Source organism: Chryseobacterium sp. P1-3 (genome assembly GCF_000738495.1).
Lineage (GTDB): Bacteria > Bacteroidota > Bacteroidia > Flavobacteriales > Weeksellaceae > Chryseobacterium > Chryseobacterium gallinarum.
The window spans coordinates 142,126-154,403 of the sequence record NZ_JPEQ01000002.1; the positions used below are offsets into that span (position 1 = coordinate 142,126).

The following is a 12,278-nucleotide window of genomic DNA, read 5'->3' on the forward strand; positions in this document are numbered from 1 at the left end:
TTTGCTTAATTTTGAATTATATTTATAATATCATTGACATTATATGGTTAAATTGTTTTTATTTTGAAAATAATATTCTGTTTTTTCACGTTCTTTTGCTTTTTTAGTTAATGGTCAGGAATATTCTGATTACAGAGTTCGTTATGATAATTTTGAAGAAAACGATGAACGTGCCCTGGAGTTTGTCAATGCATATATTAAAGAAGCGAAAGCATTTAAAAATTATAAGGAGCTAACCCAGGCGTATCGGGACGCTGTCAGCTTTTCGAGGAATAAAAAAATAGAATATGCAGATAGTGCTGTATGGGCCGCCTCCCAAGCAGGTGACCCCGATCTTATTGGAAATTCCTACCTAACAAAAGGAAGTGTTTACTACTTTACCTACAGAAAATATCAGAAGGCTCTTGATGAGTATCTGAGGGCTTGGCAATACTTAAGCAAAAGTAAGGATCCCTATCTGTATCATAAAAATATGTACCATATAGGAGTTGTCAAAAGTTATCTAGGATATTATGAAGAAGCCTTTACACTTTTTTCAAAGTGCCGATCTTATTATAGAGATACAAGTGTTTCCACAGATTTTCCCAATCTTCGATACAATATGAAGAAGGGATATTTGAACAGCCTTCATCAGATGGGTATCTGTCTGTTTTATCAATCAAAAATAAATGAGGTTTCCGATCTTATTAATGAAGGATTGGAGGCTTCGGCCGAGGATAAAAATTTTTATATAGAAAGAAGCTATTTTTATAAGCTGAGTGGGATTCTAGACTATCTAAGAGAAAATGACCGAGAGGCATTGTCGAATTTTAATATTGCTTTGGCAGGCATTGAAAAGAAAAGTGATTTTACCAATGCATCGCTGATCTATTTTTTAAAAGGTAAAATTCTATTAAGAAATCACAATGAAAATGAAGGTATTAATTATTTAGAAAAAGTAGATAGTATATTTCTGGGACGAAATTTTGCACATCCTTCAGTAAGGGAAGCGTTTGAGCTACTTATCATACATTACAAAGATAAAAATGATAACAAGAAAGAATTGTATTATACCAAACAATTACTGCGGTTTGACCGGATGATGCATAATGATTTTAAATACCTCTCAGGAAAAATCATTAAAGAATATGATACCAATGACTTGCTTACATCCAAAAAAAGATTGGAATCCTCAGCATTTTACGGATATATTGTGGCCGGGATTTCTTTCGGAGCTTTGCTTTTAATTTCTGTAAGATATTTCAAGGTGAAAAAAAGGGTTAAAAAGTACCAGATTGCAGGTGATCAGACTTTAGGAGAAGAGAACCATAAAGATACGGTTTCGACCAAACTATCCAAGTTGCCTGAGAATCTGACAAACGAAATATTGGAAAAGCTCAAAATAATGGAACAAAACAAATTTTATTTAGAAAAAGGGCTTACCCAAAATGAGCTTGCAAAAAGGCTAAAAACGAATACTGCTTATTTATCGGCGGTTATTAATGAATATAAAGGAACAAATTATAATACATATCTCAATAACTTGCGGATTGAGTATGTTAAGGAAATGCTAAGAACCAATGCACAATGGAGGAAGTATTCTGTTGATACGATAGCTGATGAATGCGGATTTGCCAACAGACCCAAATTTTCTAAATTTTTTATAGAATTAACTGCTTTAACTCCTTCAGAATTTATTCAAAAAATCAATGATGAGACAGGTGATCCGTAGACTTATTTATATTTAATAACAGCTTTATCATTTTTAATACTTAAAAATTTCTACTTTTTATTTAAAATATGCATGCTAACTTGTTTTTTAAAAAGTGTAAGCGATTACAACTGAGTTTACAGAAAAAGATTGAACAGATCGGCTTTGAACTGAAAAATGATCCTATTAATTTATATGAGAGATCATTAATGGAAATAGATTCTGTTATAAGAATCATTAAACAGGAGGTAAGCTTATATGAGTTTTCGGCTGTTGCGGCCGAAGTATATTTTTTCAAGGAAATCAAGCCGGCTTTTATTTCGCAGTTTATTTATTTTTCAAAGCTTTTATCAATTGAGGCAGCCAAACCAAATGCAGGAGAGTTAAGCCTGAAAGAATATTTTGAATGCGAATTGGAAGCGTTGAAAAATTTTTATGAAAACCATATCGATTTTTATGAGTACTATAGGCGTAGGGCCACCTATCTTGATCAAAAATATTTCGTCCGGAATCAGTTTGATCTGAAAACGAAAATAGAATCCGGTCTTTATGATTATGATGAAAAATTTGCTACTTCACATGACCACCTTATTTCCCAAATTATTGCCAATGACCGATTGGAAAAATTCCTTTTAAAATCCATAGCAGAAATTAACGTGTATGTATACGAGAAGATAACCGATAAATCCCCGCTCCAATGGTCGGCCTCAAAATCTGCTTTGGTGGAACTTCTATATGCGCTCCACAATACCCGTTCATTTAATGGTGGCAATATTGAGTTTAGCGAGATTATTAAATTTACTGAAAAGTCACTCAATATTAACCTGGGAAACTTTTATAAGACACTTCATGAGATAAAAAGCAGGAAAACCAACCCAACTAAATTCCTTCAGCTGCTCAGTGATCATTTGAATCAATCATTCCAAGATGGTGATCAATAGGCGTTTTTCCCTGTTTGTACACAATAAATCAAATTATTAGTACTTTTCCCACAATTCCTTTATTGATAAGGGGTATATAAAAATCTTTCGGTAGTACCGAAGACCTACCGAAAGAAATCCCGCCTGATTTCGAAAATTTGTCAAATAAAATAATTTTTGAAATCATGGCAATATCCATTATCACCAAAGAAGACCTTCAGCAATTTAAAATAGAGCTGTTGGAGGCAATTAGAGAAATACTTCAGACAAGAACGACGGAACAGAAACTATGGCTCCGTACTTCGGAGGTCAAAAAGCTTCTGAATATTTCTTCCGGGACCTTACAGAATCTTAGAATCAACGGAACCCTTTCTTATACGAAGATAGGGGGGGATCTTGTATTATAATTACAAAGACATTGAGAAGTTGCTTACGGATTCTAAATAATCACAGAAAACAGGAAATCATGAATCAGACTAAAGATATCATCAATTTTTTTTTGCGCATGTGATTAAAGATAACCGGTTACATCCATCACATATCAGTATTTATGTTGCACTTTTTCAGTGCTGGAGCATGAACCGATTTCAAAGCCCTTTTCGCATTTCTCGTGCAGAAGTTATGCAATTGGGTAAGGTAAAATCTTTAGGAACCTATCACAAGTGTATCAGAGAATTACATTTGGCTGGATTTATTATGTATTTCCCCAGTTACGACCCTTATAAAGGAAGCTTAATTGAGATTGTAGATTTTGATCAGCCTGAATCATTAATAAACAAAACATTCTGGGAGCAAGAATTAACCATACAAAGGGTAAGTGTGTTTTCTGCACCTAAGTTTTATGAAGTAGAATTATATTTTAATGAGCGTGATCTACCTTCTGCTCAGGCACATGAATTTTATTCCTTTTACGATTCCCAGAATTGGAAATTAAGTGACGGGAAATTAATGAACAGCTGGCAGGCTGCTGCAAGGAATTGGATTTCAAAGGAAAAAAAAGGTAGGCTAAAATCAATAAAAGAAAGGAAATGAAAAAGATAGATCCACAAACACCCCTTTGGAAGCTGACGGTTGAGGAATTTTTGGAAATTATCAAAAACCTCAATTCGGAAAACAGACATGAATACGGACTCAAGGGATTAGCAAAAGTCCTGGGATGTTCCGTTTCAAAGGCATCTGAAATAAAATCTTCCGGAATGTTGGATGAAGCCATTATCCAAAAGGGGAAAATTATCATCATTGATAAGCAAAAAGTACTAGAGCTTTTTGGCAGGAAGTAGCGATGTATTATCAGGAGCTTATACAAAAAGTTTTGGGAATCCGGCCCAAAAGCGCAACTGGGTACCACTGCTGTTGCAATATACCTGTATCTGCTGAAATTAGCGAACGATAATAATGGATACGATGTTACTGTTTCCGACGTAGCGATTGGTAATATACTAGGATTAACAAGAAAAACGGTAAAATCTGCAAGAGAAGCGCTGCGGAATGCAGGGCTGGTCCGGTACGAAAGTAAAAACGGGTATTCCTGTTCTTACAGAATAGTGCGAGATTATCCTTTAGAAATTCTTAGCCAAGAAAAAAAGACAAAAGCTAAAAATCAAGAATAATTCTCAGACAGCAACCACAGAAAAGATTGAAAATTTACCACCGGTTGGTTTATCTATGAGTATTCCCGAAACTACAGAACAGAAAGAGAAGGCATCCTTTGATAATAGAGAGCCTGAACCTTTTACAATAATAGCCAACATCCCTTCTTTGGAAGAATTTATAGACTATGCTAAAACGCTGAGCGGCTATGAAGAATCTATGCATTCCGCTATTAAGGAGAGGTACGCTTTATGGGCAAATTGTAACTGGTGCAATAATTTAGGAAAACCCATAACCAGCTGGAAATCCTCATTGAAAAATCTTTTGCCTTATATAAAAAACAGGACCGATAACGGACAATTGTCTTTAGATTCAATTCCTAGTATTAAACCTCCAAAATAATCCTTTAAAGAACATAAGTATTGGTGTTTATCTATTTAAAATTTTAAAACTGTAAAAATGAAACTATCAGAATTAAAGCCTGGACAGAAAGTAAGTCTCAATGGAATTCTTGCCGAGTATCAGGGAATTCACAAAGTTAGAATACCCAATTCGGGAAAGTGGAGAAAAGGGTTTTCAGGGCTGATGAAACGGGAGATTACCTGTATTATAATCTTAATGAGGGCTCAAAAACTCTAAAGACAGAGAAAATTAAATTGCTATAAAGATCTTTCAATCTGAACAAAGTTCTGTTAAAGATCAAAATTGAAGCACACTAAAAATATAGATTATGGTGATTCCGGAAAAAGATTTAAAGCTTGTCAGAAAGATATTTGAATATAAAGACGAGAGAATTCCCGAAAGAATACGCCTGGGTAATCATTTTGTGGACGATTTTATTTTTGAAGACCAAGACCAAGAGGCCGCTGATATTCCGATCAATGCACTACGTGTTATTTTTAACATCATTTCGATTATCAGCAGTGAGCAGTTCCGGCCTGAAGACCGTCCGAAGCAGCTCTCTTTATTTGATGAAGAATTTGAAACCGAAAATAACATTTTTGCATCTATTAAAATCAGGAACAATAAAATATCTCCGAGTGGCTCAACCAAACAGGTTGTGGAAGCGTATGAGTTTCTTGTCCGGTTCAAAATGGGCTGGTATAAATCCGTAAATTTAAAAGGAAAAGAGATTAAAACATTCGGTGGGCTTATTTCCAACCCGAGTTACGATCAACGTGGATATACTAGCGTTCTGATCAGCAGCTACTGGTTGAAAAAGCTGATGATTATACCCGAATATAACTACATCCTTTACAATCTGGTGTATAACATCAGCAACAACAAGCATATTATTTTTGCCATCTGGCTTTCAAAACTTCCAGAAGGTGGAACCACCATGAAACTTTCGTCACTGAACAAAAAAGTTTGGACTGAACTATAAAACCGCGAATGATTTTTGCTTCAAGTTTCTCAAAACTGCAAAAATAAATTTCAACAGATACAATACCCTTTCATTCAATTATCATTACAAAGGTGATTCTATTTTCATTCATCCTTTTTACAATAAAATGGTAAGCGGTACCGATATGTCGGAGCACACAGCAGAGAGATCAAAAATTGCAAAGAGACTCTATTATTTTCAGAAAAGGTATGGCCTGGGACAACGGGAAATGCTCCAGTTTTCCTACCAATACAAAACTATTCCGCAAACCCGCGGGCTTATAGAAAAGGCTTTTGGCGAATTTATAAGGATTAACAGGCTGAATGGGACAAAATCCACGAAATATCAGGGAACGGCTTTTTTAAACAAGGTGCAGGAACTTATTATACAGTTATATAGGGAAACAAAAAAGGGGGAAATACTGCCCAACGGTTATCCCGTGATTCTCTGATTTCGGAATTGCGCTCATCCGTATTTCGGATTTGTACTCATTCGGAATTCGGAATTGCACTCACTGAAGTTAAGAAATTGTTAAAATTTAGAATTTTATGAAGCTGATTTCGGAATTGCACACATTCAGGTACGGCAAAGCCAGTAAAAATGACAGATACGCTAAAAAGAAATGATGAAAACATAGTTCAATTCGGATTTGCGCTCATGCGGTAAAGGGCATCTTTTCGGAATTGCGCTCATCTGTATTTCGGATTTGCACTCATTCCGAATTCGGAATTGCGCTCATTTGAAAATCATTGCAAACGCCTTGTGACAGACAGATACCACGAACTATTAAAAGTTTATTTAAAAGATAATAAAAGTCTTTTTTTTATTAAAAGGGAAATCCCGGGTAAAAAATTGCTTTAAAAAGAAAAAAAATGAATTGCGAAAAAATCAAACAGAAAGTCGGAATCCGGACGGTTTTAGAATCCTTCAATCTTTTTCCTGTGAAAGAAAACGGGAAAACTGCCTTTTATTTTGCGCTCGACAGGGACGAAAAGATTCCTAGTCTTTCTGTCGATTTTATTAAAAATAAAGCATTTGATTTTGGAACAGGAAAGAGTTATGATATCATTTCCATTGTTCAGCAGGTGAAAAAATGTTCTGTTTCGGAAGCTTTGAAATACCTTGGAAAATTTGATTTTTCAATACAGGATCAAAAACAAAAGGAAGAGGTTACAACAGGGCCTCATTACAGGATATTGGAAGTAAAAAGAATCGGGCATCCGGTTTTAATTCAATATCTTAAAATGAGGAAAGTTTATCAGCAGGTAGATCTGGTTAAAGAGTTGCATTATGAATTAAACGGGAAAAATTATTTCGGAATTGCCTTTGAAAATAATTCAGGTGGTTTTGAAATCCGTAATGCGTATTCAAAAATCTGTTTAGGAAAAAAGGATGTGACTTTGATTCAGGGAGAACAAAACAATAAAGAAATCACGGTATTTGAGGGGTTTTTAGATTATCTGACTTTCAAAAATATAGATAAAGCTAAAAATTCTGATTATCTGATTCTTAATTCTACGGTAATGCTTTTCAAAGTAATGAAAACACTTGATGAATACGATAAAATTTACCTTTTTCTTGATAATGATTCCAATGGAGATATCACTAAAAACAAAATATTAACGAAATATAAATATGTAGAGGACTGTTCTCTAATTTATCGAGATTTTAAGGATCTTAATGAGTGGTTTTGCCAAAAGATATAATGAGTAACAGGTTCTCTAAATGCTCATTATAGAGCGTTACAAAAATAAAGCTCTCCCATCTAGAGGAAGCTTTTGACTATTTCTTGCTTTCCTCGACGGAAATTTTTCTGAAATCTTTTAGAATCTTGGCTAATTCCAAAGCGGCTTTTCTTGCTCTTGTTCCGGCTGCTTTGTTTCCTTTTTCAAGCTGAAGGTTGGAGTCTGTTTTAAAAGTTTCAAATTCTGCGTTAATTTTTTCTAATAGTTCTTTCATAAAAAATGGATTTTAAGGTTGCAAATATAGAATAATCTTGTTTATTTCCATATTGCAAATAATTTACTTGTCATTTTTTATATACTGGTCCTATAATTTAGGAGGTAATTTCATGAGTTGAAAATTTTTTTCAAATTAATATACCTAATTTTTTCAGGTTCATCAGCTAACAAAAATATAAAACCTTCAATAAAACTGTTAATTTTTAGAATTTCGGTCTTGAATGTTGATGACGGTCATAAGAAAATAGACTTCAAAATCACATCAACACAAGGAAAAATCCAATTATTCATTATTGTTTTAGATCATTCTCGGGTTAAATATCACCTATTCAATTCATATATATAACTGTGGTTTTTCACTTTTTACTGTAGCAAATGTAGTACAGATCATTCACTCAAAAAAATCTTTTTTGGGTTTCTATAAAAATTCTTTCCACTTCGTTCCAACAATTTTTCCAGACACTCCTAAATCCTTCGGACAAAAAGATTTCGGAGCCTTCATTTCATTTTTTTTCCATTCAGGTTTTAAGTGTCTGATTCTGTACTATGGTCATTTAGCAAAGAAAAAAGTCGGAACCTCAGTTATACGAATCAAACAGTCGCTCTTTAACATAAGAATAATCAAACAAACAAAATAAATACTGCTTTTCCCATTGGAAAAGGTGAAAAGAAACAAGCCGAGTGTCCTCGATACCGAATCAAAGCACTCGAAAATTTACAACTGTAAAAAAAGTAATTATTAACAATTAAAACAAAATATTATGAACACAATTGTCGGTAGAATTACCAAAAACGCAGAAATCAACACATTGAAAAACGACAGACAGGTCGTGAACTTTTCAGTAGCTATCAATGACAGCTACAAGACCAAGCAGGGGGAGCGCAGGGAGCTGACCACCTATTACAATTGTTCGTATTGGATAAGCCCGAATGTTGCCAAAATTCTTACCAAAGGGACGGTGGTAGAATTAACAGGCAAGGCAAGCTCAAGCGCATGGATAGGTAAAGATGGGGAAATCCGTTCAGATTGAATTTTCATACTTCATACATTCAGGTTTATGGAGGTGGAAGAAATGTTGTAAGTGAACCGAAGCAAAATGCAACGCAAGAATCAAACAATCCTTTTACAGGAGATACGGATGATGATTTACCATTTTAATAATTAACCCAAGATTACCTTAAAAAAACTTATGGAATCACAATATAATTTTCAGATGAAATCCCGAAATGACCGAACAGAATGGGAGCAGGTAGCAATATACTTCAAAATCCATTGTGACAGAACAACAGCGATACACTATGCAAGAAGTTTATCACTCAAATTTAACAAGGAAATCCGATTAACTGAGGGTGCAGACCCCTTGAAAGCAAGTGGAACTTAAATCTTTGAAAATCATTGACTATGAAAACAAAATCAAAAACCGAAGCTAAGAAACTGGCAAAGGCTTACAGTCATAATAAAGATTACATAGATGTGCCTGTATATGTTATTTATTGTAACCGAACGGAAAAATACTATGTAGATACCAACGGCTTGATACTCCTTTGGGAAAGACTTATCGGCTACTATATTAATGGGGTTTTTACCCCCGAAAAAAATAATTCATAAGATAAAAAACAAAAAAATGAAACGATCTGATATACCAACATCTTATTTAATGATAAAATCGGACCGTTTTTGAGAATGAAGCAAAACATTCCTTAGCTCCATCGGATTTGCAATGAAATATGAGTGAGTCATTCCCCCGGTAGTAACAGCCAATGTTCCGAAATTTAATGTTTTACCTAAAAAGCTTTGGTGTAATTGCATTCCTTCAAGCTTATTTAACGGAAGATCGGAAAGTGTTTTTCCTAATATCCCCGTGGTAAACGAAAGATGATTATCCGTAACGTAGATTTTGGTATTCTTATTCCGAATTACAGCGATGATCCCTTTGATAAAAAGAAAAATAAGAAACAGGGAAATAATGCCGATAAATCCCAACATAAATTTGTATCCAAGCAATAGAAAATAGAGAACTCCCACAGAACCGATTACTATAAAGAAAGCAGGAATAACATTGGAGATCCAATGGATTCGGGCTTCATAATTCATAGATTCGGATGAAGTTTTGAAATCAGTAAGAAAGTTTTTCATGGTCAAGCTTTTCTTAAAAAGAAGATTATCCCGATTTAGTGAAAAATAATGAAAAAACTAACTAAAAATATCCCTAAAATTTAATTAAGGAAAATCATATGACAAAAAAAGCACTTCCTCCTTTTAGTCGGAAACGCATTTTTGCGAAAAGCGGAGCAAACCCATTTAAAAACAATCAGAGCTGTTGCCTTGTGTTTTTAAAAGAGGTTGCGGGTTTTAATTTAATGTTTTTTTGCTAATCTTTGAAGAAGCTGATACAGAATTTATAATGTTTTTCAAATTCAAAATGTTAATGTATTAATCAATATTATCCAGTTCAAGCTTTACCCTATCTGCCTCAATCAGTTGTTTTAGCTCATTTTCATCGGGCAGGTATGTTCTATATTTACTTGCAAAAAGCTTTTTATTTTCGGACAACACTGAATACTTTACAACCGTTTCATCTTTTTCTGTACACAGAATGATCCCGATGGTAGGATTATCATCAGCATTCTTTTTCAGGTCATTGTACATTCTTACATACATATCCATCTGGCCAATAGCTTCATGGGTAAGTTTATGAGTTTTCAAATCTACCAGAATAAAGCACTTGAGATAATAATTATAAAAATACAAGATCGATAAAAAAAGTCGGAAGTATCCGTGACAATATGCTGCTGTCTTGCTACAAAAGCAAACCCTTTTCCAAGCTCCATTAAAAAATTGCTGGAGATGGGAAATAAGAGCCGATTCTATTTGGGTTTCTGTCTGAGAGCTATCCGACGGAAGCCCTAAAAATTCAAAAATATAAGGGTCTTTAATAAAGTGTGAAGTTTCTCTACTGTCACTTTCCGGAAATTTCAGCAATCTTCCCAAGTATTGGCTATCGATGTTTCGTTGCAGCGTCCGTGTATTCCAGTTTCCTTCAATGGAATGGATCATATATTGTAATCTGTGTTCAGGATTTTCAATCCGGCTGATGATCCTGTAATGCGTCCAGCTCAATTCGGTACGCACTGCGTTCCAAATTGGAAATGAACGGAAGAAAGCTCTCATATTGTTGAGATTCCTTTCATTAAATCCTTTTCCAAATTCCAGAGTCAGCTGATTGGCGAGATTTTTAAGTATAGATTTTCCATATTGGGCACGGCTTTGCCCATTTTGTTCCTCTTCAATAATCAGCTTACCAATTTCCCAGTACATTTTTAATACTATTGAATTAGTATTTCTGTAAACCGCCGATTTTGCATCAATAATAATTTGTGCAATCGAATTGTATAAGGTCTTATTGTAATTTTGAGGTCTTTCTGCCATGTTCCAAAGATACAAAACTTGATTTTTCAGTTCCCGATTAATTAATGGATTCTTTTGAATTTTATAAAATATTTTTTTGAAGTAGTTTACAATAGTGCAAGTACTGCTTGCACAAATCATATGATATCATTCCTTGCCTGAGTAAAATAGTAACAGGCTAAAGCTGACCCTGCGTAAATTTTACCCACCTTATTGTATCGCTTGTGCAAAATAGTATCAGGTACATGTCTGATCTTAAATAATTACAGGCAAAAATTGGAACCTGCGAGAAAAATGCCCATGTTTTCTTTTCACCTGCGTAAATTTTACCCATCTTTTTGCAGAGCCTGTGTAAAAATGTATCAGGTTATATTATTACCCTGAGTGAAATGGATACAGGTTAGTGTATTCTCCCTACTTCAATGTTTTACAATATCTTTTCTTTCAAGAGCAAAAATGTTCAAATGGAAGCAAGGTGCTGGTTATTAATATTTTATGTTTTGGTGAAAAAGCTTTTCAAAGTTCTGAAAAAGTGGGCGACTTTACAGAGGCAAGATGTGTCTTTGTATATACAAACTTTTCAAGTTGTATGATCCAAAGACGATCTTGCTTTTTTTGCAAAAAGGAGAAAAAACTGCGGAACTTGTTTTTTTTATTTTGGGAAAATCAGGTATAATATTCCAGAATAGCCCAGTACATTCTTTTTTAATCTCCGGATCTTCCAGATAAGTCCAGCGTGTTCTTTTTTAGCCCACGCCCCATGAATACTATTGCTTCCAGTGTTTTTATGCCCCAATTTTGCAAAAGAAATTTTAATCAAAATGAAATGAAAACACTGATTTATTTTTCTGTCATTTATTTTGGTAAGGACATCACCCCTTACTTACCAAGAAGTGAAGAGCTATTTTAATTAGATAAAACCTCGACTATTTACTTACCATAGGAAAAACTGAAAATGGAGAAAAATGGAAAAGAAGATCTAATTATCATAAGAATCCAAAAATCCAGAAAAGAAAACTGGAAAAGGATCTGCTCAGAAAAGCAAATTTCCCTGACTAGCCTAATTATCCATTCAGTAGAGAATAGGATTCTAAATGATGAAAGGAGAAATGTAATGGCTTTCATTGAAAAACAGGACAACATCTTTATTAAGATAGAAACCAATATCAATCAGGTTGCAAGAATCGTAAATGGACAAAAGTTTATTTCTGAGGGGGAACTGAAGAATTTCTTGGATAAGCTTTCTGAAATTGAAAAATTGAAGAGAGAGCAGAATATGATTTTTTCCAAAATTTATTCAATGCTTGCAAGATGATTGTGAAGA

Annotated in this window: 14 protein-coding genes and 2 pseudogenes; 13 read left to right on the forward strand and 3 right to left on the reverse strand. The window is 34.2% G+C overall.

Going from position 1 to position 12,278, the window contains the following annotated elements:
- Window positions 1-601: 601 nt before the first annotated feature.
- The 10 genes and pseudogenes from HX13_RS01280 to HX13_RS01325 all read left to right on the forward strand — a co-directional run bounded on the left by HX13_RS01280 (window position 602) and on the right by HX13_RS01325 (window position 7,290).
- On the forward strand, window positions 602-1,711 hold the full coding sequence (locus tag HX13_RS01280) for a helix-turn-helix domain-containing protein (protein ID WP_050019634.1): 1,110 nt from the start codon (window positions 602-604) through the stop codon (window positions 1,709-1,711).
- Window positions 1,712-1,779: 68 nt separating this feature from the next.
- Window positions 1,780-2,631 carry an RteC domain-containing protein gene (locus HX13_RS01285; protein WP_050019635.1) on the forward strand — a complete coding sequence of 284 codons (852 nt, stop codon included), beginning with the start codon at window positions 1,780-1,782 and terminating at the stop codon, window positions 2,629-2,631.
- A gap of 164 nt (window positions 2,632-2,795) precedes the next feature.
- Window positions 2,796-3,057, forward strand: a pseudogene (locus HX13_RS01290) (helix-turn-helix domain-containing protein).
- Between the two features lie 60 nt (window positions 3,058-3,117).
- Window positions 3,118-3,642 carry a hypothetical protein gene (locus tag HX13_RS01295; RefSeq protein WP_128572144.1) on the forward strand — a complete coding sequence of 175 codons (525 nt, stop codon included), beginning with the start codon at window positions 3,118-3,120 and terminating at the stop codon, window positions 3,640-3,642.
- Entirely contained in the window at window positions 3,639-3,890 is a 252-nt protein-coding gene (locus HX13_RS01300) for a DUF3853 family protein (protein WP_050019637.1), read from the forward strand. Before HX13_RS01295 ends, HX13_RS01300 begins: the two co-directional genes overlap by 4 nt.
- Window positions 3,891-4,275: 385 nt before the next feature.
- Entirely contained in the window at window positions 4,276-4,602 is a 327-nt protein-coding gene (locus HX13_RS21760) for a hypothetical protein (protein ID WP_128572145.1), read from the forward strand.
- A gap of 57 nt (window positions 4,603-4,659) precedes the next feature.
- Window positions 4,660-4,839 carry a hypothetical protein gene (locus HX13_RS01310; protein WP_050019638.1) on the forward strand — a complete coding sequence of 60 codons (180 nt, stop codon included), beginning with the start codon at window positions 4,660-4,662 and terminating at the stop codon, window positions 4,837-4,839.
- Between the two features lie 91 nt (window positions 4,840-4,930).
- Window positions 4,931-5,584, forward strand: coding sequence for a hypothetical protein (locus HX13_RS23120; protein ID WP_050019639.1), 654 nt, complete (start codon window positions 4,931-4,933; stop codon window positions 5,582-5,584).
- 145 nt (window positions 5,585-5,729) lie between these two features.
- A complete protein-coding gene (locus HX13_RS23125; protein WP_238554943.1) occupies window positions 5,730-6,035 on the forward strand; it encodes a hypothetical protein in 306 nt (101 codons plus the stop codon).
- A gap of 421 nt (window positions 6,036-6,456) precedes the next feature.
- Entirely contained in the window at window positions 6,457-7,290 is an 834-nt protein-coding gene (locus tag HX13_RS01325) for a toprim domain-containing protein (protein WP_050019641.1), read from the forward strand.
- A gap of 76 nt (window positions 7,291-7,366) precedes the next feature.
- Here HX13_RS01325 and HX13_RS01330 read toward each other — a convergent pair whose 3' ends face one another.
- Entirely contained in the window at window positions 7,367-7,543 is a 177-nt protein-coding gene (locus HX13_RS01330) for a histone H1 (RefSeq protein WP_024568772.1), read from the reverse strand.
- 763 nt (window positions 7,544-8,306) lie between these two features.
- Here HX13_RS01330 and HX13_RS01335 point away from each other — a divergent pair.
- Both HX13_RS01335 and HX13_RS01340 read left to right on the forward strand, forming a co-directional pair.
- Window positions 8,307-8,704 (forward strand): annotated as a pseudogene (locus tag HX13_RS01335) (single-stranded DNA-binding protein).
- Window positions 8,705-8,947: 243 nt separating this feature from the next.
- Entirely contained in the window at window positions 8,948-9,154 is a 207-nt protein-coding gene (locus HX13_RS01340; RefSeq protein WP_050019642.1) for a hypothetical protein, read from the forward strand.
- Between the two features lie 42 nt (window positions 9,155-9,196).
- Here the strand turns inward: HX13_RS01340 and HX13_RS01345 are convergent, their stop codons facing one another.
- On the reverse strand, window positions 9,197-9,682 hold the full coding sequence (locus HX13_RS01345; RefSeq protein WP_050019643.1) for a PH domain-containing protein: 486 nt from the start codon (window positions 9,680-9,682) through the stop codon (window positions 9,197-9,199).
- 297 nt (window positions 9,683-9,979) lie between these two features.
- Window positions 9,980-10,975 (reverse strand): YhcG family protein, encoded by a 996-nt coding sequence (locus HX13_RS01350; protein WP_238554944.1) that lies wholly within the window; start codon window positions 10,973-10,975, stop codon window positions 9,980-9,982.
- A gap of 934 nt (window positions 10,976-11,909) precedes the next feature.
- On the opposite strand from HX13_RS01350, the gene HX13_RS01355 reads away from it, so the two are divergent.
- Window positions 11,910-12,269 carry a hypothetical protein gene (locus HX13_RS01355; protein ID WP_050019644.1) on the forward strand — a complete coding sequence of 120 codons (360 nt, stop codon included), beginning with the start codon at window positions 11,910-11,912 and terminating at the stop codon, window positions 12,267-12,269.
- The last annotated feature ends 9 nt before the right edge of the window (window positions 12,270-12,278 follow it).